General features: G+C 70.5%; 22 protein-coding genes. 15 read left to right on the forward strand and 7 right to left on the reverse strand.

Translation table 11 applies throughout. The features are described 5' to 3' along the window. Positions 1–15 precede the first annotated feature (15 nt). Together ACZ5PB_RS18435 and ACZ5PB_RS18440 are read left to right on the forward strand one after the other, a co-directional pair. Positions 16–1,110 carry a threonine aldolase family protein gene (locus ACZ5PB_RS18435; protein WP_468692686.1) on the forward strand — a complete coding sequence of 365 codons (1,095 nt, stop codon included), beginning with the start codon at positions 16–18 and terminating at the stop codon, positions 1,108–1,110. A gap of 87 nt (positions 1,111–1,197) precedes the next feature. Next, a complete protein-coding gene (locus ACZ5PB_RS18440) occupies positions 1,198–1,797 on the forward strand; it encodes a transglutaminase domain-containing protein (RefSeq protein WP_468692335.1) in 600 nt (199 codons plus the stop codon). A gap of 22 nt (positions 1,798–1,819) precedes the next feature. On the opposite strand, the gene ACZ5PB_RS18445 is transcribed toward ACZ5PB_RS18440, so the two are convergent. Continuing rightward, entirely contained in the window at positions 1,820–2,542 is a 723-nt protein-coding gene (locus tag ACZ5PB_RS18445) for a lysophospholipid acyltransferase family protein (protein ID WP_468692337.1), read from the reverse strand. A 268-nt stretch (positions 2,543–2,810) separates the two neighbouring features. Here ACZ5PB_RS18445 and ACZ5PB_RS18450 point away from each other — a divergent pair, with 268 nt between their 5' ends. The 6 genes from ACZ5PB_RS18450 (at position 2,811) to ACZ5PB_RS18475 (ending at position 9,358) form a co-directional block, all read left to right on the forward strand. Further along, positions 2,811–3,158 carry a TlpA family protein disulfide reductase gene (locus tag ACZ5PB_RS18450; RefSeq protein ID WP_468692338.1) on the forward strand — a complete coding sequence of 116 codons (348 nt, stop codon included), beginning with the start codon at positions 2,811–2,813 and terminating at the stop codon, positions 3,156–3,158. Between the two features lie 212 nt (positions 3,159–3,370). Then, complete coding sequence (locus ACZ5PB_RS18455; RefSeq protein ID WP_468692340.1) at positions 3,371–3,895, forward strand: flavin reductase family protein; 525 nt, start codon at positions 3,371–3,373, stop codon at positions 3,893–3,895. 211 nt (positions 3,896–4,106) lie between these two features. Continuing rightward, positions 4,107–4,892, forward strand: a complete 786-nt coding sequence (locus ACZ5PB_RS18460) for an electron transfer flavoprotein subunit beta/FixA family protein (RefSeq protein WP_468692342.1) — start codon at positions 4,107–4,109, stop codon at positions 4,890–4,892. Between the two features lie 54 nt (positions 4,893–4,946). Beyond that, the gene (locus tag ACZ5PB_RS18465; RefSeq protein WP_468692344.1) at positions 4,947–5,909 is read left to right on the forward strand and encodes an electron transfer flavoprotein subunit alpha/FixB family protein; all 963 of its coding nucleotides are present in this window, start codon (positions 4,947–4,949) and stop codon (positions 5,907–5,909) included. Between the two features lie 163 nt (positions 5,910–6,072). Beyond that, positions 6,073–7,371, forward strand: a complete 1,299-nt coding sequence (locus ACZ5PB_RS18470) for a DUF6986 family protein (protein ID WP_468692346.1) — start codon at positions 6,073–6,075, stop codon at positions 7,369–7,371. A 73-nt stretch (positions 7,372–7,444) separates the two neighbouring features. Continuing rightward, a complete protein-coding gene (locus ACZ5PB_RS18475; protein WP_468692688.1) occupies positions 7,445–9,358 on the forward strand; it encodes a serine/threonine-protein kinase in 1,914 nt (637 codons plus the stop codon). 70 nt (positions 9,359–9,428) lie between these two features. On the opposite strand, the gene ACZ5PB_RS18480 is transcribed toward ACZ5PB_RS18475, so the two are convergent. Next, positions 9,429–10,427, reverse strand: a complete 999-nt coding sequence (locus ACZ5PB_RS18480; protein WP_468692690.1) for a LacI family DNA-binding transcriptional regulator — start codon at positions 10,425–10,427, stop codon at positions 9,429–9,431. A gap of 306 nt (positions 10,428–10,733) precedes the next feature. Here ACZ5PB_RS18480 and ACZ5PB_RS18485 point away from each other — a divergent pair, with 306 nt between their 5' ends. Further along, positions 10,734–11,696 carry an ROK family protein gene (locus ACZ5PB_RS18485; protein ID WP_468692348.1) on the forward strand — a complete coding sequence of 321 codons (963 nt, stop codon included), beginning with the start codon at positions 10,734–10,736 and terminating at the stop codon, positions 11,694–11,696. A 40-nt stretch (positions 11,697–11,736) separates the two neighbouring features. On the opposite strand, the gene ACZ5PB_RS18490 is transcribed toward ACZ5PB_RS18485, so the two are convergent. Then, a complete protein-coding gene (locus ACZ5PB_RS18490) occupies positions 11,737–13,866 on the reverse strand; it encodes an NPCBM/NEW2 domain-containing protein (RefSeq protein ID WP_468692350.1) in 2,130 nt (709 codons plus the stop codon). A 278-nt stretch (positions 13,867–14,144) separates the two neighbouring features. On the opposite strand from ACZ5PB_RS18490, the gene ACZ5PB_RS18495 reads away from it, so the two are divergent. The 5 genes from ACZ5PB_RS18495 to ACZ5PB_RS18515 all read left to right on the forward strand — a co-directional run bounded on the left by ACZ5PB_RS18495 (position 14,145) and on the right by ACZ5PB_RS18515 (position 19,392). After that, a complete protein-coding gene (locus ACZ5PB_RS18495) occupies positions 14,145–15,437 on the forward strand; it encodes an ABC transporter substrate-binding protein (RefSeq protein WP_468692692.1) in 1,293 nt (430 codons plus the stop codon). Positions 15,438–16,151: 714 nt separating this feature from the next. Continuing rightward, a complete protein-coding gene (locus ACZ5PB_RS18500; RefSeq protein WP_468692352.1) occupies positions 16,152–17,093 on the forward strand; it encodes a carbohydrate ABC transporter permease in 942 nt (313 codons plus the stop codon). Then, a complete protein-coding gene (locus tag ACZ5PB_RS18505; RefSeq protein ID WP_468692354.1) occupies positions 17,090–18,022 on the forward strand; it encodes a carbohydrate ABC transporter permease in 933 nt (310 codons plus the stop codon). The genes ACZ5PB_RS18500 and ACZ5PB_RS18505 overlap by 4 nt, the downstream gene beginning before the upstream one ends. 64 nt (positions 18,023–18,086) lie before the next feature. Beyond that, positions 18,087–18,626: a cupin domain-containing protein gene (locus ACZ5PB_RS18510; protein WP_468692356.1), complete on the forward strand. Its 540-nt coding sequence runs from the start codon at positions 18,087–18,089 to the stop codon at positions 18,624–18,626. Beyond that, positions 18,619–19,392 (forward strand): SDR family NAD(P)-dependent oxidoreductase, encoded by a 774-nt coding sequence (locus tag ACZ5PB_RS18515; protein WP_468692358.1) that lies wholly within the window; start codon positions 18,619–18,621, stop codon positions 19,390–19,392. The genes ACZ5PB_RS18510 and ACZ5PB_RS18515 overlap by 8 nt, the downstream gene beginning before the upstream one ends. Before the next feature lie 42 nt (positions 19,393–19,434). Here ACZ5PB_RS18515 and ACZ5PB_RS18520 read toward each other — a convergent pair whose 3' ends face one another. Then, a complete protein-coding gene (locus tag ACZ5PB_RS18520) occupies positions 19,435–19,617 on the reverse strand; it encodes a hypothetical protein (RefSeq protein ID WP_468692359.1) in 183 nt (60 codons plus the stop codon). An 895-nt stretch (positions 19,618–20,512) separates the two neighbouring features. Here ACZ5PB_RS18520 and ACZ5PB_RS18525 point away from each other — a divergent pair. Next, positions 20,513–21,610 carry a hypothetical protein gene (locus ACZ5PB_RS18525; RefSeq protein ID WP_468692360.1) on the forward strand — a complete coding sequence of 366 codons (1,098 nt, stop codon included), beginning with the start codon at positions 20,513–20,515 and terminating at the stop codon, positions 21,608–21,610. A 73-nt stretch (positions 21,611–21,683) separates the two neighbouring features. On the opposite strand, the gene ACZ5PB_RS18530 is transcribed toward ACZ5PB_RS18525, so the two are convergent. The 3 genes from ACZ5PB_RS18530 to ACZ5PB_RS18540 are packed head-to-tail and all read right to left on the reverse strand — an operon-like array spanning position 21,684 to position 22,725. Next, a complete protein-coding gene (locus ACZ5PB_RS18530) occupies positions 21,684–22,166 on the reverse strand; it encodes a hypothetical protein (protein WP_468692362.1) in 483 nt (160 codons plus the stop codon). Next, the gene (locus tag ACZ5PB_RS18535) at positions 22,163–22,354 is read right to left on the reverse strand and encodes a hypothetical protein (protein WP_468692363.1); all 192 of its coding nucleotides are present in this window, start codon (positions 22,352–22,354) and stop codon (positions 22,163–22,165) included. Before ACZ5PB_RS18535 ends, ACZ5PB_RS18530 begins: the two co-directional genes overlap by 4 nt. After that, positions 22,351–22,725: a hypothetical protein gene (locus ACZ5PB_RS18540; protein WP_468692365.1), complete on the reverse strand. Its 375-nt coding sequence runs from the start codon at positions 22,723–22,725 to the stop codon at positions 22,351–22,353. The genes ACZ5PB_RS18535 and ACZ5PB_RS18540 overlap by 4 nt, the downstream gene beginning before the upstream one ends. Positions 22,726–22,803: the final 78 nt, after the last annotated feature.

Genomic DNA, 22,803 nt, shown 5'->3' on the forward strand with positions numbered 1-22,803 from the left:
ACGACGACCACCTCCGTGACCACGGAGGGCCCCGCCGACCCGCCGAGGACCGACGCGCGCCGGCACCACGACCCGGCGGTACGGGGCTTCGCCAGCGACAACTACGCCGGCGCCCACCCCGAGGTCCTGGCCGCGCTCGCCCTCGCCAACGGCGGCCACCAGGTCGCCTACGGCGAGGACGACTACACCGCGCACCTCCAGCAGGTGGTCCGGGGCCACTTCGGCCCGTCCGCCGAGGCGTTCCCGGTCTTCAACGGCACCGGTGCCAACGTGGTCTGCCTCCAGGCGCTGACCGACCGCTGGGGTGCGGTGATCGCCGCCGAGAGCGCGCACATCAACGTCGACGAGGGCGGTGCGCCCGAGCGGATGGGCGGGCTGAAGCTGCTCACCGTACCGACGCCGGACGGCAAGCTCACCCCCGAGCTGATCGACCGGCAGGCGTGGGGCTTCGACGACGAGCACCGGGCCATGCCCCAGGTCGTCTCGATCACCCAGAACACCGAGCTCGGCACGGTCTACACACCGGACGAGATACGCGCGATCTGCGACCACGCCCACGAGCACGGCATGAAGGTCCACCTCGACGGCGCCCGCATCGCCAACGCCGCGGCCTCCCTCGACGTCCCCATGCGCGCCTTCACCAACGCGGTGGGCGTCGACATGCTGTCGTACGGCGGCACCAAGAACGGCATGCTCTTCGGTGAGGCCGTCGTCGTCCTGAACCCGGACGCGGTGCGGCCCACGGCGATGAAGCGGCTGCGCAAGACGTCGATGCAGCTCGCCTCGAAGATGCGCTTCGTCTCGGTGCAGCTGGAAGCGCTGCTCGCCCGCGACCTGTGGCTGCGCAACGCCCGGCACTCCAACGAGATGGCCCAGCGGCTCGCCGAGGGCGTCCGCGGCGTCGACGGGGTGGAGGTCCTCTACGAGGTGCAGGCCAACGCGGTCTTCGCCCGGCTCCCGCACGACGTGAGCGAACGACTCCAGAAGCGCTTCCGCTTCTACTTCTGGGACGAGGCGGCCGGCGACGTGCGCTGGATGTGCGCGTTCGACACCACGGCGGACGACGTGGACGCCTTCGTACAGGCACTCAAGGAGGAGATGGCGCGCTGACCGCCACCCTGCCTCTCGCTGCATAAGTATGCGATCATCCGTAAAGTCATTGACTCGCGGGTGGTCGCATTCCTATGCTCCCCGACCATGGAACTGATCCAGCAAACCCCTGATCTGTCCGCCTACTTGGCGGCCGACGAGGCCGTCGACCATCACCATCCGCTGGTACGGGAGACGGCCGCGCGCCTCGCCGCCGACGCCTCGGACTCATATGCATACGCCCGCGCGGCCTACGAATTCGTCCGCGACACCATCCCGCACTCGGCGGACTCCGGCGATATGACCGTCACCTGGCGCGCCTCCGACGTCCTCGCCCGGCGCACCGGGATCTGCCACGCCAAGGCGCACGCGCTCGCGGCGCTGCTGCGCGCCGAGGACATTCCGACGGCGCTCTGCTACCAGCGCCTGGAGTACGACGGCGCGAGCGGCCACTGTGTGCACGGGCTGGTGGCCGTACGGTTCCACGGCGCGTGGCACCGCCAGGACTGCCGGGGGAACAAACCGGGGGTGGACGCGCAATTCTCGCTCGACGGCGAGCGGCTGGCCTGGATACCGCGGGAAGGGCGCGGCGAAGTGGACTATCCCGTCCTCTACGCCGCGCCCGAACCGGAGGTGCTGCGCGTCCTCAAGGAGCCGGCGGACCGGCCGCAGCTCTGGGACGCGCTGCCCAACGCCCTCGCCCACTGACCCGAGGGGTCGGCCCGAGGGCTCAGCCCGCCTCGCGCAGCTGCGCCGGGGTGGGCGCGGTGCCGCCGAGGTGGGCCGGGATCCACCAGGTGTCCTTGTCGTCCCGGGGACGCACCGGATAGGCGCGCTGAGCGGCCTCCAGGAGCTCCTGCACGCGCTCGCGCAGCCGCCGGGTGATGGCGCCCGCGTATTCGTCCGCACCGGCCTCCACGGGCCTGCCCACCCGGATCGTGACGGGGAAGTGGTTGCGGCCGAAGTTGCGCGGCTTGCCCTTGGTCCAGATGCGCTGGGTGCCCCAGACCGCCATCGGGATCAGCGGTACGCCGGCCTCCTGGGCGAGCCGGGCGGCGCCCGACTTGAAGCTCTTCAGCGTGAACGACTCGGAGATCGTCGCCTCCGGGAAGACACCGATGATCTCGCCGGAACGCAGCGAGTCCAGTGCGTGCTTGTACGCGTTCTCGCCCTGCTTGCGGTCCACCGGGATGTGCTTCATACCGCGCATCAGCGGTCCCGAGATCTTGTGCCGGAAGACCGACTCCTTGGCCATGAAGCGCACCAGCCGCTTCTGCGGCAGCGCGGCGAGGCCGTTGAAGACGAAGTCCAGGTAACTGATGTGGTTGCTGACCAGCACTGCCCCGCCGGTGCGGGGGATGTTCTCAGAACCCTGAGTGTCGATCTTGAGGTCGAGCGCCTTGAAGAGCGTGCGTGCGGCGCCGATGACCGGCCGATAGACGAGTTCTGCCATGACGGGGACCCTTCTCTACCCGGGGAGGGCTCTCCCGGTGAAAGTTACGCTGCCGTAGGTTTTCGGCGTCTGCCAGATCGTGCCCCATGTACGGCCGAGTAGCCAGTCCCCGGGTACCCAGAACGAGAGATTCTCATCACGTCATGCCATGTCCATCCATGCCCTGACCTGCTGTCGCTCGCGCGTCACCGGCAGCATGGCCGGGAATCGCGACACCGTGGGACACGCTGCACACTGTGACAAGCGGTGTGTAAGGGGAGGGTGAAATATGCCGGAACGGGAACGGGAACGGGAACGGGCAGGGGAACGGCGGCTGGGAGCGGCCGAACTCGGGGCCGAACCGGGGGAGCGGGCGACCCTCGTCCAGTTCTCCAGCGCGTTCTGCCAGCCCTGCCGCGCCACGCGCAGGATCCTCGCCGAGGTGGCCGCGATGGTGGAGGGCGTCACCCACGTCGAGATCGACGCCGAGGAACACCTCGCCCTCGTACGGGAGCTGGGGATCAGCAGTACACCGACCGTGCTCGTCCTGGACGCGGGCGGCCGCATCGTGCGCCGGGCGGCCGGACAGCCGCGCCGCGTGGACGTCATCGCGGCCCTGGGGCGCGCCGTCGCGTGACACAACGTGATCAATCTCCTACCGGCCGGGACCCGGTGCGCACTTGACGGTGCGCGGCCCCTGTCGTCAGGGTGACGTCATGCCCCCGGAACTCCTTCTGTACGGGCGGGCCGACGTCGATCTGGCCCGCAACGCGAGCGCGCGCTGTCGTGGTGTCTGAGCAGCCACGGACACCTCAGCCGCACCCTCCGCTCCCGCCGAAGGACAATTCCATGACGCTTCAGCCCACCCTCGCCCCGGAACGCACCGTGCCCCGGCAGGGCGCACCCGATCTGCTCCGCTCGGTCTTCCGCCGGCACGCCGCGGGGGTCGCCGTGATCACCGCCGCGGGCCGTGACGGACGCCCGGTCGGCTTCACCGCCACGTCCCTCAACTCCGTTGCCGCGGAGCCCCCGTTGGTGTCCTTCGGTGTGGGTACGGGTTCCTCCAGCTGGCCCGTGCTCGCGGACGCCGAGCACATCGGCGTACACATCCTGGGGGAGCACCAGGAGGAGCTGGCGGGGACGTTCGCGCGCAGCGGGGCGGACCGCTTCGGCGCGCCGACGCGGTGGCACACGGGCCCCGAGGGGGTGCCCGTCCTGGACGGCGTACTGGCGTGGCTGGTGTGCCGGGTGGTGGCCCGGGTGCCCGCCGGGGACCATCGGATCGTGCTCGCCCAGGTCGTCGAGGGAGACCCCTCGGGCCAGGGCCGGCCACTGCTGTACCACCAGGGGCGCTTCAACGCCCTGCGCGACTGAGAGTTCCCGGAAAGCGGCGCATGTCGGCGATTACACAGCGTTGGCAAGGTCACAGTTCAAAGCGCTTGCTTACGGGGAACGCTCTGGGTGTACTGACGAGTAATATTTTGGTCGGGGCGCAACCCGCCCCGACCGGAAACCGCCCCTTCAGGCGCCTATGCTGCCTGCAACGAGGCAGCCGACAAATAGACGATGCAGTAGGAGAGCCGGCGTGAGCTTGAGGATCGTTGTCTGTGTGAAGTACGTGCCCGACGCCACCGGCGACAGGCACTTCGCCGATGACCTGACGGTCGACCGCGACGATGTCGACGGTCTGCTGTCGGAGCTCGACGAGTACGCCGTCGAGCAGGCGCTGCAGATCGCCGACGAGGCCGACGACGCGGAGATCACCGTCCTGACGGTCGGTCCCGAGGACGCCAAGGACGCGCTGCGCAAGGCGCTGTCGATGGGCGCCGACAAGGCAGTCCACGTCGAGGACGACGACCTGCACGGCAGTGACGTCATGGCGACCTCGCTGGTGCTCGCCAAGGCCGTCGAGAAGACCGGTTACGACCTGGTCATCACCGGCATGGCGTCCACGGACGGCGTCATGGGCGTCCTGCCTGCGATCCTGGCCGAGCGCCTGGGCGTCCCGCAGGTCACGCTGCTCTCCGAGGTCAAGGTCGAGGACGGTGTCGTCAAGGGCCGCCGCGACGGCGACTCGGCCACCGAGCAGCTGGAGGCCTCCCTCCCGGCGCTCGTGTCGGTGACGGACCAGTCGGGCGAGGCCCGCTACCCGTCGTTCAAGGGCATCATGGCCGCCAAGAAGAAGCCGGTGGAGTCCCTGGACCTGGACGACCTGGACCTGGACGCCGAGCAGGTCGGCCTGGAGGGCTCCTGGACCTCGGTCGACTCCGCGGACAAGCGCCCCGAGCGCACCGCGGGCACGATCGTCAAGGACGAGGGCGAGGGCGGCAAGCAGCTCGCCGAGTACCTGGCCGGACAGAAGTTCATCTAGTCCGGACCGGACGCCCCCTTCCCCGTTTCTTCGCACTCGCAGGAGAGCATTCCCATGGCTGAAGTTCTCGTCTACGTCGACCACGTGGACGGTGCCGTCCGCAAGCCCACCCTGGAGCTGCTGACGCTCGCCCGCCGCATCGGCGAGCCCGTCGCGGTCTTCCTCGGCGCCGGTGGCGACGCCGCCGCCTCCGTACTCGGTGAGCACGGTGCCACCCGCGTGCTGACCGCCGACGCCCCGGAGTTCGGCGACTACCTCGTCGTCCCGAAGGTCGACGCGCTGCAGGCCGCGTACGACGCCGTCTCCCCGGCCGCCGTGCTCGTCCCGTCCTCCGCCGAGGGCAAGGAGATCGCAGCCCGTCTCGCGGTCCGCATCAAGTCCGGCATCATCACCGACGCCGTCGACCTGGAGGCCGGTGACGAGGGTCCGGTCGCGACGCAGGCCGTGTTCGCCGCGTCGTACACCACCAAGTCCCGCGTCTCGCAGGGCGTCCCGGTCATCACCGTGAAGCCGAACTCGGCCCCGGTCGAGGCCGCTCCGGCCGCCGGTGCGGTCGAGGCGCTGTCCGTCACCTTCTCGGACGCAGCCAAGGGCACCAAGGTCGTCTCGCGCACCCCGCGCGAGTCCACCGGCCGCCCGGAGCTGACCGAGGCCGCGATCGTGGTCTCCGGCGGCCGCGGCGTCAACGGTGCCGACAACTTCGCGATCATCGAGAAGCTGGCCGACTCGCTCGGTGCCGCCGTCGGCGCCTCCCGCGCCGCCGTCGACGCCGGCTGGTACCCGCACTCCAACCAGGTCGGCCAGACCGGCAAGTCGGTCTCGCCGCAGCTGTACATCGCCTCCGGCATCTCCGGTGCGATCCAGCACCGCGCCGGTATGCAGACGTCGAAGACCATCGTCGCCATCAACAAGGACGCCGAGGCGCCGATCTTCGAGCTCGTCGACTACGGCGTGGTCGGCGACCTGTTCGCCGTCGTTCCGCAGCTGACCGACGAGGTCGAGTCCCGCAAGGGCTGACCTGCGATTTCCGTACGACTCGGGGCCGCGCGGCGATTTTCGCCGGGCGGCCCCGAGTCGTTTCGTATACGTGTGCCAGGCAACCATTGACTCCGGTCGTGGGCCGCATTAACTTCGCTATGCGGATTGTTGATTCCGTGAAGCGGAAACGTGGAGGGTTGGAATGGGTCAGCAGGAGAAGGTGGCAACGAGCCTCGCCGGCGCGGTCAGCGAGGAGATCAGCGCTTCCCTCGTATCCGTGGACGAGGAGCTCGCGCGCCGCTACCCCGGAGACCCCGGCACCCGGCAGCCCGTCCACACCGTCTACGTACCCGGCAACGTCTTCGACAGCGGCACCATCCGCTCCTGGGGCGACCAGGCGCTCGCCATGCTCGACGAACACGCCCCCGACGCCGCCTCGTTCGCGGCCGTGCTCGGCCTGGACGCCTCGCTCGCCGACGCCGTGTACGACCGGGTGCGCGCCAAGCTGGAGCGCGAGCCCGTGGAAGACCTCCGCATCGACTTCGAGGACGGCTACACCGGCCCCGCCGACGAGGAGGACCAGTACGCCGCCCGCGCCGCCCGCCTGGTGGCCGAGGCGTACGCGAACGGCACCGCCGCCCCCTACACGGGCATCCGGATGAAGTGCTTCGAGGCCGCCGTCCGCGACCGGGCCATCCGCACCCTCGACGTCTTCCTCACCGGTCTGATGGAGGCCGGCGGCCTGCCCGACGGGCTGGTCCTGACGCTCCCCAAGGTCACATACCCCGCACAGGTCACCGCCATGGTGCGCCTCCTGGAGGCCTTCGAGAAGGCGCACGGCCTGGCGGACGGCCGGATCGGCTTCGAGATCCAGATCGAGACCAGCCAGTCCATCCTCGGCGCCGACGGCACCGCCACCGTCGCCCACATGATCGAGGCCGCCGAGGGCCGCGCCACCGGACTGCACTACGGCACCTTCGACTACAGCGCCTGCGTCGGCGTCAGCGCCGCCTACCAGGCCAGCGACCACCCGGCCGCCGACCACGCCAAGGCCGTCATGCAGGTCGCCGCCGCGGGAACCGGGGTCCGCGTCTCCGACGGCTCCACCAACGTCCTGCCGGTCGGCAGCACGGAGAAGGTGCACGACGCGATGCGCCTGCACTACGGCCTCACCCGCCGCGCCCTGGCCCGCGCCTACTACCAGGGCTGGGACATGCACCCCGGCCACCTGCCGACCCGCTACGCGGCCGTCTTCACCTACTACCGCGAGGGCTTCGAACAGGCCGCGGCCCGCCTCGCCGCCTACGCCAACCAGGTCACCGGCGGCGATGTCGCGGACGAGCCCGCGTCCGCCAAGGCGCTCGCCTCCTACCTGCTGCGCGGCATCCAGTGCGGTGCCCTCGACGCCGCCGAGGTCGCCAGGCTCAGCGGTCTGACCGCGGCTGACCTGGAGGGCTTCGCCTCGCCGCGCCGAGGGGACCTCACGGCCACCGCTTCGTGACCCCGCACTCCGCTGTCACCGCTGCCCCGTAGTCTGTTCGCGAGCACATCCGGCGGAACGGAACGGGGCAGTGGTGGCAACGGGGGACAACGAGCGGCTGGCCGGCCGCTACCGGGTGATCGAGCAGCTCGGCAGGGGTGGCATGGGCGTCGTCTGGCGCGCCGTGGACGAAGTGCTGGGCCGTGAGGTCGCCGTCAAGGAACTGCGGACGTACAACGACGCCTCGGGCCCGGAACTGGCCGACCTCAAGGTGCGGATGCAGCGCGAGGCCCGCGCCGCAGCCCGCATCCGGCACTCCGGCGTGATCGCCGTGCACGACGTCGCCGACCACGAGGGCCGCCCGCTCATCGTGATGGAACTGGTCGAAGGACCGTCCCTGGACGACGTACTGACCGACAAGGGGCTCCTCGACCCGCGCGAGGCCGCCTCCATAGGCGCCCGGGTGCTGGACGCGCTGGGCGCCGCGCACCGGGTCGGCGTACTGCACCGGGACGTGAAGCCGGGCAACATCCTGCTGGACGCCGGCGGCCGCGTCGTCCTCACCGACTTCGGCATCGCCGCGATCGAGGATCCGGGCGACGGCTCCACCACCCACCTCACCCGCAGCGGCGAACTGGTCGGCTCCCTCGACTACTTGGCGCCCGAGCGCGCCCAGGGCCAGGAGCCGGGACCCGCGTCCGACATCTGGGCGCTCGGCGCCACGCTGTACGCGGCGGTCGAGGGCGGCTCGCCCTTCCGCCGTACGTCGACCTGGTCGACGCTGAACGCGATCGTGGTGGAACCGCTGCCCGAGCCGGTACGGTCCGGGCCGCTCGCGCCCGTACTGCGCAGGCTCATGGCCAAGGACCCGGCACAGCGGCCCGACGCGGCGGAGGCGGCGCGGCTGCTGGCCCAGGTGGCGGACGCCGCCCAGCCGCCCGCCGCGCAGGAGGGATTCGGGCCCGCGCCCGTCCCGGCCCCGGCGCCCGCGCCCGCTCCGTACGTCCAGCCCTCCCCGGGGTTCGGCCCGCATACCCCGCACACTCATACCCCGCACACCCCGCACACCCCGCACGCCGGATACGGGGCGGGGCCCGCGCCGGGCGCGTACCAGACCGGGCCGACTCCGGCGGGGCAGTCCGCCTTCCAGAGCGGTCCCATCCCGGCCGGACAGCCGGTGAACGGAGCGGGGGCCGCGCCCGCGTCCGTGCCCGCGCCTGTCGGTGAGGGATCGGGCGGGCGCCGGAAGGCCGTGGTGGCTGCGGGAGTCGCGGCCGTACTGCTGATCGGTGCCGGGGTGACGTACGCGCTCGGCGACCGGGGCGGCGAGAAGGACGTGGCGGGCAGCACCCCTGCGGCCAACAGCTCCGATGCCGCCAAGTCGCCGGGCGAGGAAGGGCCGTTGGCCCCCGGTGCGCTGCCGACCGACGCCGCGAAGAAGACCGAGGGCCCCGCGCCCACCGGCAAGGGCAAGGGCGGGCAGGACGGCAAGGACGGGAAGGGCAAGGACGCCGACGGGAAGAAGCCCACCCCGGGTGCGGGCGGCAAGCCCACCGGTCCTGCGGCCACGGGCGGCAACGGCTCCACCGCCACCGGCGGCTCCCGGAGCTCGGGCGGAACGGCCAGTTCCGGCGGAGGCCCCGCGTCCGGTGGCGGCGGTGCGGCAGCCGGCGGCGGTGCCGTCGCAGGAGGCGGCAACCAGCCCCCGCCGCCCCCGGCACCCGCGCCCGTCTGCCACGGCATCGGCGGCGGCAAGTACAACTGCAACGTCTGGCGCACCTCCGACTCGATCCGCGCCAACGGCGACCGTGCGGGCACCCTCAACGCGGGCACCAACTACTTCTACTGCCAGACGAATCTGGGCCGACGCGTCACCTACGGCAACTGGACGAACGTCTGGTGGGCCAGGACGGACGACGACAGCGGCAACACCAACGTGTACGTCAGCGTCGTCTACCTCAAGGGCGGCGACAACGACAAGCCGCTGCCGGGCCTGCCGACCTGCTGACCGGTGACGGGTGCCGGGTGCTGGGTGCTGGGTGCCGGGTGACGGCACCCAGCGCGTGCCCTGTCCGCGGTCAGCCCGCCGGGGTCGTCTCGCCCGACCCCCGTGCGATCAGCCGGGTCGGCAGCACCACCCGCACCGGATCGTGCGAGGCGTCCTCCAGCCGGCGGAACAGCAGGTTCGCCGCCGTGCGGCCGAGTGCAGCCGCGTCCTGCGCGACCACCGTCACCCCCGGCACCAGCAGGTCCGCCAGCTCGAAGTCGTCGAAGCCGACCAGGGCCGTCGGCCGCTCCCGCGAGCGCTCCCGGTCCGCCAGTACCCGGACCACCGTGACCGTCACCCGGTTGTTGCCCGAGAACAGCGCGGTCACCGGGGCCGGTCCGCCGAGCATGCCCGTCGCAGCCTCCCGTACCCGGTCCGGATCCGTGCTGCCCAGTGCCACCCACGACGGGTCGACCACGAGGCCCGCGTCCTCCATCGCCGCGTGATAGCCGCGCAGTCGCTCGGCGGCGGTGTGGATGCGGGGCTGGTCGCCGATGAAGCCGATCCGGCGGTGGCCGTGCGCGATCAGATGGGCCACCCCGTCGCGCGCCCCGCCGAAGCTGTCGGAGAGCACGGTGTCCGCGTCGACCTTGCCCGCAGGGCGGTCCACGAAGACGGTGGCGACCCCGGCCGCCATCTCCTGCTCCAGATAGCGGTGGTCGTCCCCGGCCGGGATCACGATCAGCCCGTCCACCCGGCGGGCGCACAGCGCGAGCACCAACTCCTGCTCGCGGTCCGGGTCCTCGGCGCTGGAACCGTTGATGAGGAGCGCGCCGTGCGCACGGGCGACCTCCTCCACGGCCCGGTTCAGCGGCCCGTAGAAGGGGTCGGCCAGATCCTCCAGGACGAGACCGATGCTGGCGGTGCGGCCCTTGCGGAGCACCCGCGCGCTGTCGTTGCGGCGGAAGCCCAGGGCGTCGATGGCCTCCTTGACGCGCCGTTCGGTGTCCGGAGTGACTCCCGGCTCCGCGTTGACGACCCGGGACACGGTCTTGAGGCCGACGCCCGCGCGGGCGGCGACGTCCTTCATGGTCGGCCGGTTGCCGTAGCGGTGCGGGGACGGCACCGGACGCGGGGTCCTTCCTGCGGCGGGAGGGGGAAGGGCGGTGTCGGCCACGGTGCGCTGTCCTGTCGGTTGTCGGCGGGGACGAAGTACGGAGCGGTACTGAGCGGAACGGAGCGGTGCGGCACCGAGCATAGGGTGCTGACACCTGGACAACGTTGTCAGCTAAATGGAGACTGGCCTAGCCCTTTGACCACCCGGTTCCCTCACACACCCCACCCTCTTCATCCCCCTCAGCACCTTCCACCCCTTCCTCCTGGAGACGCGACACCGATGCACACCGAGTTCACCGACCTCGTCGCCGCGCTCGACATCGGCGGCACCAAGATCGCAGGTGCGTTGGTGGACGACACCGGCCGGATACACCTCAAGACCCAGCAGCCCACCCCCGCCCAGGAGGACGGCGAGCGGGTGATGGGCGCGGTCGAGAAGGTCCTCGCCGAGCTGACCGCGTCCCCGCTGTGGTCCCGGGTGTCCGCCGTCGGCATCGGCAGCGCGGGCCCCGTGGACGCCTCGGCGGGCACGGTCAGCCCCGTCAACGTCCCCGGGTGGCGCGACTTCCCGCTGGTGGCGCGGGTCCACGCGGGCGCCGGTGACCTGCCGGTACGGCTCGTCGGTGACGGTGTCGCGATGACCGCCGCCGAGCACTGGCAGGGCGCGGCCCAGGGCCACGACAACGCCCTGTGCCTGGTCGTCTCGACCGGAGTCGGCGGCGGCCTCGTCCTCAACGGGCAGCTCCACCCCGGCCCCACCGGAAACGCCGGACACATAGGCCACATCAGCGTCGACCTGGACGGCGACCCCTGCCCCTGCGGTTCGCGCGGCTGCGTCGAACGCATCGCCAGCGGCCCGCACATCGCCCGCCGCGCCGCCGAACAGGGCTGGACCCCCGGCCCCGACGGCGACACCACGGCCGCCGCCGTGGCCGCAGCCGCCCGGGCCGGGGACCCCGTCGCACTCGCCGCCTTCGCCCGTGCCGCACAGGCACTGGCCGCAGGGATCGCCGCCACCGCGACCCTCGTCGAGGTGGACATCGCGGTGATCGGCGGGGGAGTGGCGGGCGCGGGCGACGTACTCTTCGGCCCGCTGCGCCAGGCCCTGGCGGAGTACGCCGCGCTCTCCTTCGTACGGGGAATCAAGGTCGTGCCCGCGCGGATGGGCACCGAAGCGGGCCTGGTGGGAGCGGCTGCGGCAGCGCTCCAGGGGCGCGAACAGCCGCAGCACCTCCCCGGCTGACGGCTGACAGCTGACGGCTGACCGCGCCCCCACGCCTGCCTCAGCAGCTCAGTTTGGCGTCCCCCCAGTCCGCGTGGTCGTACTGGACGCCGTCCCCGCCGTCGGTGACGACCAGCCGGACCACCTGCGCCCCGCTCACATTGGCCGAAATCCGCTGTGCGGCGGCCGCGTTGTCGAGCACCGGCGTCGTTGCCGCCTTCTTGCCGTCGGCCCACACCTCGAAGGCGACGGTGCCCTTGGTGCCGCTCTCGTCGTCGAGTCCGACCTGTGCGGTGAAGGCGGTGCACTTCCCGTTCGTGTAGTACGCGACCTCGCTCGCCGCGTGGGTGCCGAGGCCCTTGGCGAAGACCTGGCCGCCGATGGTCAGCGGCTGGCCGTCGCCCGCGGGGGCCTCGCCGTTGCTGCGGTCCTTCTCCACCGGACCCCAGCCGTTGGCCGACGTCAACGCGCCGAGATCACTGGCGTACGAGACCCCGCCGGGCGGCGCGACCGCGACCCGCACCGCCGCCGGGGCCGACGTGGTCAGCCGTTGTCCGGTGACCGCGAGGTAGGAGGTGGTGAGGGTGAGCCCGTAGCTCCCGGGCGCGGTGCCCGCAGGTGCGGTGACGCTCCAGCCGGTGCGGAACTTCCTGCCGCCGAGCAGCGCGGCCTTGCCGGTGGCGGAGGTGGCGCGGAGCTGCCAGCCGGCCGGGCCCGTCAGCTTCACCGAGACGTCGAGCGCGGGCGTGCGGCCCAGGTCGGCGACCGTGGAGGCGGTCTTCACGGTCTGCCCCGCCTCGGTCAACGGGGCGTTGTCCAGGCCGGATTCGACCACCGGCGGCAGCTGCGCCCATTTCCCTTCGGTCGACACCCGCAGCATCACGGTGCCGTGCGCGGGCACCGTCGCGGCGAGCGTCCCCGAGGTGTGCCCGGTGCTCTTCGCCCACAGGTCGCGCACCCGGTAGCCGGTCGCCGAGGGCAGGCCGACCGCCTTCGCGGTGGTGGCGATGCGCTGCGGGGCGCCGGTCTCGTTGAAGAGCGCCACGGCACGGCTGCCGTCGGCCATCTCCTTGGCGACCACCCACCGGCCGCCCTCGGACGTCACCACGGCACCCTGCTTGCCGAGCTTGTCCTGATCGACGGCGATGACCTCCCTGTTGGACAGGATGTCGAAGGTCTCCGGGGTCACCTTGCGCAGGTCGGAGCCGATGAGCAGCGGCGCCGCCATGATCGACCACATGGAGAAGTGGGTGCGGTACTCGGTGCCGGTCATGCCGCCGTTGCCGACCTCCAGCATGTCCGGGTCGTTCCAGCCGCCGGGGCCCGCGTACTTCGCCAGCGGCAGGTTCTGCTTCATGATCCCCAGCATCGAGGCCCAGTTGTCCCTGATGTCACCCGTTGTGCGCCACATGTGGCCGACGTCCTTGCCCCATTCCCACGGCTTGTACGAGCCCCACTCGCAGAGGCTGTAGAGGATGGGCCTGCCGGTCTCGGCGGACGCCGCCTTTAGCGCGTCGCGCATGGTGGTGTACCGGAGCATGTGGTCCACGCCCTGGTTGTTGCAGTTGTCGTACTTCAGGAAATCGACGCCCCACTCGGCGAACTGCTTCGCGTCGCTGTACTCGTGGTTCAGCCCGCCGGGCATGCCGACGCTGTCGCAGGTTCTGGTACCCGCACTGCTGTACAGGCCGAACTTCAGGCCCTTGGCGTGGACGTAGTCGGCGACGGCCTTGATCCCCCGGGGGAAGCGGACCGGGTCGGGCACCAGCTTGCCCGCCGCGTCGCGCTCCGGCTTCGCCCAGCAGTCGTCCAGGTTGACGTACTCGTACCCGGCGTCCTTGAGGCCCTTCTCGACGAAGATGTCGGCGATCCCCTTGATCATGGCCTCGTCGAACTCGGCACGGCAGTAGGTGGAGTTCCAGTTGTTGAAGCCCATGGGCGGGGTGAGGGCGAGACCGTCGGGGAGCCGGGGCTGCGGGGCGACGGGGCCGGCGGGACCTGCGGGACCGGCGCCGGGGGCAGGGGCGGCCGGGCCCGGAGCCGGAGCCGGGACGGGGGCCGCCTGGGCTGCCTGCCCGGTGAGTCCCACGCCTCCCAGCAGCATCGCGGCAGTGAGAGTTCCCGCGATCCCCGCGACTCTTCGGCGGCGCGAGTGGCCGGTGGGGCGGGAGTGTTCGGTCGGACGGTGCATGTGCGGTTCCTCCGTACTCGTGGTGACGCGGGGTACTCACGGACGAGAGTGAGGCGTCATGTACGTGTCATCGCTGCGCGCTTACGGTAGAGCTTGTTGGAGCCTGTTGGAAGAGAGCGAGTAACGGTTGGCTGATGGACGGTCAAAACTCTTGACGGGAACGGGAGTTGGGGGTGGGATCCAACTCTTCCGTTCGATTGTGTTGGGTTGTGCCGGGGTGCTTCCGGCGGCCCCCTAGGAGAGGAAGTCCGCAGATGCCGATCCACGAGGGGACCGGGATGTCCCGCCGGAACCTGCTGCGGGGGGCCGCCGCAGGAGCCGGGGCCGTGGCCCTGCCCGCACTGCTCACCGCTTGCGGGGGCGGGCCCGGCGGGGACGGCAACGTTGTCTCCGTGGGCTCCAACGCCTCCGACGCCGTACCGAAGAAGGCGTACGCCGACGCGTTCGCCGCGTACCAGAAGCAGGCCAAGGACGGCAGGAAGGTCGAGGTCAACACCGTCGACCACAACTCCTTCCAGGAGAACATCAACCGCTACCTGCAGAGCAGCCCCAACGACGTCTTCATGTGGTTCGCCGGCTACCGCATGCAGTTCTTCGCGAAGAAGGGCCTGCTGTACGACATCAGCGACCTCTGGGCGGACTTCAAGGGCTTCTCCCCGGCGGTGAAGGCGCAGTCGACGGGCGAGGACGGCAAGCAGTACTTCGTGCCGTACTACTACTACCCGTGGGCCGTCTTCCACCGGAAGAGCGTCTTCGCCAAGCACGGCTACGAGGTACCCAAGACCCTCGACGCGTACCTCGCGCTGGCCAAGCAGATGCAGAAGGACAAGCTGGTTCCGATCGCGTTCAGCGACAAGGACGGCTGGCCCGCGATGGGCACCTTCGACTACCTGAACATGCGCACCAACGGGTACGAGTTCCACAAGTCGCTGATGGCGGGCAAGGAGTCCTGGACGGACAAGAAGGTCCGCGAGGTCTTCGACACCTGGCGCCGCATCCTCCCGTACTGCCACGAGGGCGCCAACGGCCGCACCTGGCAGGAGTCCGCGCTCACCCTCCAGAAGCGGCAGAGCGGCATGGTCGTGCTCGGCCTCCAGCACGCCGGGCAGCAGTTCCCGGCGGCGGACCAGGCGGACCTCGACTTCTTCCCGTTCCCCGAGATCGACCCGGCGCACGGGCGGGACGCGGTGGAGGCCCCGACCGACGGCTTCCTGCTCGCGAAGAAGGCCAAAAACCTCAAGAACAAGAAGACCATGGAGAGCGCCAAGGACCTGCTGCGCTTCCTGGCCACCGGCAAGGCCGAGGACCTCTACCTCGCCAGCGACCCGACCGCCGTCGCGGTCAGCGACCAGGCGGACATCTCCGGCTACTCGGCGCTCCAGCGGAAGTCGGTCGAGCTGATCTCCGGCTCCCAGCAGATCTCCCAGTTCCTGGACCGCGACACCCGGCCGGACTTCGCGACGACCGTGATGATCCCCGCCATCCAGACCTTCATCAGCAACCCGAAGGACGTGGACGGACTGGTCAACGGAATCGAGCGCCAGAAGAAGACCCTCTTCGCCTCGGCCTGACCCCCACGCGGCGCCACGCCAGGGCCCGCCACCGCCCCTTCGCCGCCACCTGCCCCTCATGTCATCGTCCCTCCACCGCATTCCCACGACACACCACCGGGAGGCCGTAGCCCTTCCACCGCACTGCACCGCATCGCACGGCACGTCACCGGGACGCCGTCGCCCTTCCACCGCATCCCCCCCGGCACGCCACCGGGAGGCCGTCGCCCTTCCACCGCAGCGCAGCGCACGGCACGTCGTCGCCCTTCCACCGCCCCGCCGCATCCCCCCGGCACGCCACCGGGAGGCCGTCGCCCTTCCACCGCACCGCACCGCATCCCTCGGCACGTCACCGCGACGTCGTCGCCCTTCCACCGTCCGCATTCCACCGCCTCGCACGGCACGTCGTCGCACTTCCACCGCCCCGCCGCATCCCCCCGGCACGCCACCGGGAGGCCGTCGCCCTTCCACCGCACCGCACCGCATCCCTCGGCACGTCACCGCGACGTCGTCGCCCTTCCACCGCCCGCGTTCCACCGCCTCGCACGGCACGTCGTCGCCCTTCCATCGCCCCCGCCGCACTCCCACGGCACGTCACCGCGACGTCGCCGCCCCTCCACCGCACCGCATTCCACCGCACGTCCCCGCGACGTCATCGGCACTCCGCCGCACGACACCGGCAAGTCACCCGCCCGCCACTACCGACCCCCCGTCCGCACCGCGTCCTTGGAGCACATGACCGTGCCGCCCCTCACCGCGCCGCGCGCCACCCGCCCCGTACCCGGAAAGGGCAGAAAGCGGGCCCGGCGCTTCACCCGACGCGATCTCCTCGTCCTCGGTGCGCTGCTGGGCGTGCCGCTGCTGCTCGACGTGTTCGTCGTCTGGGGTCCGACCCTCGCCTCGGTCGTCCTGTCCTTCACCCACTGGGACGGGCTCGGCGAGATCACCTGGGCCGGAACGGACAACTACACCAACGTCTTCACCAACTACCCCGCCTTCTGGCCGGCCGTCCGCCACAACCTCCTCTGGCTGGCCTTCCTGGGCCTGGTCGCCGCGCCCTTCGGCCTCTTCCTGGCCGTACTGATCGACCGGGGCGTCCGCTTCAGCCGCTTCTACCAGTCGACGCTCTACATGCCGGTCGTGCTCTCGCTCGCCGTCGTCGGCTTCATCGCCCAGCTGGTCTTCTCCCGCGACCAGGGCGCGCTCAACGCCCTGCTCGGCAACACCGAACACCCCACCGACTGGCTCGGTGACCCCGACCTCAACCTCTGGGTGGTGCTGCTCGCCGCCGCCTGGCGGCACACCGGCTACGTGATGATCCTCTACCTGGCCGGCCTCAAGGCCGTCGACCAGACCCTCAAGGAAGCCGCCGCGATCGACGGCGCCAACGAGGCCCAGACCTTCTTCCGCATCGTCTTTCCCACCCTGCGTCCGGTCAACGTCATCGTCGGGATCATCACCGTCATCGAATCCCTGCGGGCCTTCGACATCGTCTACGCGATCAACAAGGGCCGCAACGGCCTGGAAGTGCTCTCCGTCCTCGTCACCGACAACATCATCGGCGAGGCCAGCCGCATCGGCTACGGCTCCGCCATAGCCGTCGTCCTCCTCCTGGTCTCCCTCGGGTTCGTGGCGACGTACCTGGTCCAGGAACTACGAGGGGAAAGCAAGCGATGACCGCCGCCACCGCCACCCCGGCACCCCCGTCCGCCCCGAAGTCACCGCCCCCGAGGCCGCCCCGCCGCCGCATCACCGGCCGCCGCCTGGGACTGCACGCCTTCCTGATGGCGGTCTCCCTCGGCTTCCTGGCCCCGCTCGCCCTCGCGGTGTACGCCTCCCTGCGCCCGTACGACGAAACCTCCGAGCGCGGCTACTTCTCCCTCCCCGACAAGCTCTCCCTCGACTACTACCGGCAGGCCTTCACCGACTCGGGGATGGTCAAGTACTTCCTCAACACCCTCCTGATCGCCGTCCCCGGCGTCCTGGTCGTCCTCTTCCTCGCCTCCTTCGTGGCCTTCGCCACCACCGGACTCAAGCTCCGCGCCCGCTGGACCATCCCCCTCCTGATGCTCTTCACCGCGGGCAACCTCCTGCCGCAACAGGTCATCGTCACCCCCCTCTACGTCGTCTTCAACAAGATCCCGCTGCCCTACTGGATGTCCGACTCGATGACGATGTTCGACTCCTACTGGGCGGTGATCATCGTCCACATCGGCTTCCAGCTCGGCTTCTGCGTCTTCGTCCTCTCGAACTTCATGAGGGCGCTGCCGTACGAGATCCAGGAGTCCGCCATCGTCGACGGCGCCGGAGTCTGGACCCGCTACTGGCGCATCGTCCTGCCCCTGTCCCGCCCGGCCCTGGCCGCCCTCGGCACGCTCCAGTTCACCTGGATGTACAACGACTTTCTGTGGGCCCTGGTCTTCGTCTCCGACGGCGACAAACTCCCCGTCACCTCGGCCCTCAACAACCTCAGGGGCCAGTTCTTCACCGACTACAACCTCCTGGCGGCGGGCTCGGTCATCGTCGCCCTGCCCACCCTGATCGTCTTCCTGCTCCTGCAACGCCACTTCATCGCGGGCCTGACGCTGGGCTCGACCAAGGGGTGACGGGCTCCGGCCGGGGTGGGCCGCAGTCCGTTTCGCGGGGGGCTCCGCGCGGTAGGTTCCGTCGGTGACCGAACTTGCGAGCGCGCTTGTGGAGGCCCGGCGGCTGGCCGAGGTCTACCGGCTTGAGCCGCTGCCTGTGGAGGGCGGGCTGTTCCGGCAGACCTGGGCGGGGGCAGCCGACGACACGGGCCGGCCGGCCGGGACCGCGATCATGGTGCTGCTGACGTCCGCTCCCGGGGACTTCTCCGCACTGCACCGGCTGCCGGCCGACGAGGTGTGGCACTTCTACCGGGGCGACCCGCTGGAGTTGCTGCTGCTCGAACCCGACGGGAGCGACCGGATCGTGCTGCTCGGGGACTTCGAGCGGGGCGGGCCGGTGCAGTACGTCGTACGGGCGGGGACGTGGATGGCGGCGCGGGTGGCCGAGGGAGGTGCCTGGTCGCTGTTCGGGACGACGATGGCACCCGGATTCCTGCCCGCCGACTACGAAGGGGCGGACGCCGCTAAGCTCGCCGGCCAGTACCCCCAACAGGCCGCGCGGATAAGCGAGTTGTGCCGGAGTGGTGCGCCGCTGCGGATGACCGGAGGTGCTGAGGATGAGTGACGTGAGCCTGCCCCGTCTCGACGGACGGGTGGTGCTGGTCACCGGGGCCAGCGGTCTGATCGGCGGGGGCATCGCCGAGCGGTTCGCCGCCGCAGGGGCCGATGTCGTCGCCCATTTCCGGCACGACGAGAAGTCCGCCCTGGCGCTCGTCGCCCGGATCGTCGACGCGGGCGGGCGGGCCCTGTCCGTACAGGCCGATCTGTCGCGCGAGTCGGAGTGCGTGCGGCTCGTCGAGACGGCGGCCGACTGGCGCGGAGGCCTTGACGCCCTCGTCAACAACGCCGGAATCCAGCCCGTGCAGGACCTCGCCGACATGACCGCCGACGACTGGCGCGAGGTGTACGACACGAACACCACCAGCGCCTTCGCCTGCACCGCGGCCGCCGCACCCCTGCTGGCTGCGCGCGGGGGCGGCAGCATCACCCACATCGCGTCGATCGAGGGCACCATGGCCACCCCGGGCCATGCGCACTACTGCGCCTCCAAGGCCGCCCTGATCATGTTCGCCCGCTCTGCCGCCCTCGAACACGGCCGCCACGGCATCCGCGTCAACACCGTCTCGCCGGGGCTGATCGACCGCCCCGGTCTCGCCGACGACTGGCCGGACGGAGTACGGCGGTGGAGCGAGAACGCACCGCTCGCACGGCTCGGCAGCCCCGAGGACATCGGCAACGCCTGCGTCTTCCTCGCCTCCGACGCCGCCACCTGGATCAGCGGTACGAACCTGGTGGTGGACGGCGGCATCAGCGCCCGCCCCACCTGGTAAGCCCGCCCGGTAGGCAGAAGTCAGCAGTCGGCGAAGGGGAGTTCAGGCGGCCACGGGCTCCGCCCCGGACCCCTGGGCGACCACGACCAGAAAGGCGTCCGCGTCCAGGTCCATGACGACCTCCGCCGGGCACCCCTCCGCCCGGCGGGCGTGCGCGTACTCCTCGGCGGGCCAGCTGCCGCGCGGACCACCGGCCGGAAATCGCTGCAAAACCGTGCGGTTCATGCCGCATCCCTCTCTTCGTGCTCCTGCTGTACCTCTGTGCGCCCAACGAGACTCCGTGACGGCGGGTCACGGTCGCAGTCGTCCCGGGGCGCCCCCGTTATCTGCATCGACGCCGTTTCACCTGCGGTGCGTTGCCCCGTCCCGGCCACAGGACGGACACGGTTGTGTGCGCGAACTGCTCCAGGCACCATGCCGCCGGTCCCGCTGTTCGTGGCAGGGTGTTGCGGGCAGTCCACTGGGGGCTACGGCAGAGGGGGCACTGTGATCGTCTGGATCAACGGTGTCCACCGCAAAGGAGCAGGTCAGCGGCTCACCTGCGCATACGCCTATCCGGCTCTTAGTCCTAGATGGTTCGAGTTAGCTTGAGTTAGCCCTGACTGGCAAGATCGTTCTCCCATGGGTCTCCCATGGGAATGCCAGCGGCCCCAAGCGAATGCCGCCGGGGCCGTTGTGGGTAAACCAGGGTGGGGTGTCACCCGAGGAGGTCGACGGTTCCCCACCCTGGCCGAACTGGCTAACGAGAGTTAGCGTGCATATGTCACGGGTGATCACCTATCGCGATGAAATGAACCGCTTTAAAGAGACAGGAGCCGCCCGCTCGTCGACGAGGGGGTACTCACGACGGGCAGGCGGCCTGTCCGGCACGGAGTGCCGTGCCGGGCTGGGGGTGTCCCGGATGCGGGTTTGGAGGGCCTGTCAGCCCCAGCCCGGATCCTTCGCGGACGCTTCGGTGGTGCGCGGCTCCTCGGCGGAAGCGGATCCCCATCCGGGGTCACCCGCGATGACCGCTGTTCCTCTATCACTTGCCGAGTCGGCCACGGCTGTTGCTGCTGGAGCGAGTAGTCCGAGGGTGAGTAGTGCGGCGACGGTCGCTATGCGTTGTGTCCTGGTGCGCATGATGGCCCTCCTGTTGACCTGCATGTTTATCGAACGTGTATCCGATTCGCGCTCTGTGCTCGTAGCCTGGCATATGCGCGTACACCAGATCCACACATTCGCGTGGCGACATCTCGCCCGGCGAGATCTCGCCAGCAACGGGGGCACCACCATGAGCACCGAACCGCTGACACCTGACGATGTCGACACCTACACGGCCATCGCAGCAGGCGACGACGTACCCGACGGCCGTTCCGTCGATCGACTCCTGGCCCTTGGCCTCGTGGCCGAAGATCCGACGCACCGGCGCCCCTATGTCGCCCTCGACCCACGCGCGGCGGCCCATGAACTCCTCAGCACTCAGGCCGCGGTCGTTGCACAGGCCACCGCGATCATGGCCACCGCGCCCGCACTGACCGAGCTCGCCAGGCACTTCGACCCACACAGATGGTTCGGCGGCCCGCGTAGCGAATTCCTCGGCAGCCGCGCCGAGATGGAGGCCCGCATCGGCGAGACCCTCGCCACCGCCACGAGCGAACTGCTCACAGCTCAGCCTCAGCCACCAGCCGAGCGCAGGCCGGACGCACAGGAGGTCGGGCACATGCGAGGGCGCGACGCCGCACGATCTGGCATCACCAACCGCGCCCTGTACCACTGTGACGCACGGTCCGACCCAGGGACGCAGCAGTACGCCGCAGATCTCATCAGTGCGGGTGGCGAGGTGCGTCTCCGCAGCAGGGGGTTCCCCCGCATGGTCATCGTCGATGGCCGCCACCTCTTCATCGACAACGTCCTCGACGCGGACGAGAACTCCGGCCTGCACGTTGTCGACCAACCCGTGATCGCGTGGGTGAGAAGGGGGTTCCAGGCATTCTGGGCTGACGCGACCCCGTGGCAGACGGTGGCGCCGGATGCTGGCGTTTCGGTGACCAACCGCCAGCAGCGGAGCATCCTGCGCGAGCTGGAAAAGGGCTGCGCTCAAGCCCGTGTCGGTGCTCGCGTCGGTCTGTCGAGTCGTGCTGTCGACCGCGAGCTGGCCGCACTGCGGGACACCCTCGGCATGACCCGAGACCAGGTCCTCATCTGGTGGGGCGGCTCGGCGGAGCGGGGGTTGTAGCACGCGCTGCTCCTCGGGTTTGGTGCGTCCGGTGGCCCGCTGGGTAGGGCAGCGAGCCACCGGGGTCTGTGGGTCACCCGGCCTTCCGGCCAGCGATCACGGGAGCTCTGACACCTCGTACGTAGTCGTCATGTGAGGTGACCTCCCACATCGCCGCCCATCTGGTGGCGTGGTCACCTATACCAAGCAGCCAGGCCACGGTGAGCATCCGGCAGAGTTCCCCTCCCGGCTGGACAGACGTCGACCAGAACGCCCCCTTGCTGCACGGGGTGGTGCGAGCAGGAGGCGGCAGGACCGGACGGTCCTCTACCCGGACGACCTCACCGAGTGCGTCCGGGTCGACCCTTCGGTACCAGCCGGAGCCGGTCGGCTGGGTGAGCGCCAGATACCAGCCGTCTCCTGGAGCACAGACCACCGGTCCCTCCAAGAACCGGGCGAGGAACGCGGCAACGCGGCGAGGGGCGGTACTGCGTGCGGCGGCGTGCACCAGGTCGCCCGGCATCCGCACCGTCTCGTACTGGGTGACCTTCAGTTCGTGGCCGTGCAGGGTGCTCACCGATCGGCCTCGGCAGTCTTGCGGCGGTGGCACTCGCACGCGCAGCGGAGCACTTCGACCGGGAGGTCTGTCGACTGCATCCAGGGCAGCCGGATCTCGCGTCGCGGTCCGGAGCACATGGCGTGCACGTCGCTGCGGCACTCCGGTGTCCGGTACGCCGTCGCGGACGGTGTGGTCGAGGCCGTCATGACGACATCCCGCACGCGAGGCGGGCGGCCCCGATGTCCACCAGCTCGGACACAGACTGCAAGCGGCAGAGACGTCCGGGTGCGCGTACCGGGACGATCCAGTGGGCGCCGGGCGGGGCGAGCTGATCGACCTGCGGCACCCCGAGCCACCCACCCTTTCCGAGGTACTCGGCTGCGCGGGACTGCCAGCGGTCCGCCGGCCCGATCGGTACGAGCGGGTAGAACCACCGGTTCGCGTCCTGGATCACCGGACCGCCGAGCAGCTGCTCCAGCAGCGGACTCACGGCGGCCGGGCGGACGTTGACGAGCGCCGCGTACAACACCTCGGCCGGGATCCGGATCGTGTCGAAGCGGACGCCGAGTGGCAGCATCGCGATCCGCTGATCCGCCCACTCAGCCTGCGCTTGAGGAGGCACGCTGTGTGCTCGGGCAAGCCACTCGGTGGCGGC

The sequence above is a fragment of the Streptomyces sp. NPDC032721 genome, from assembly GCF_055579625.1.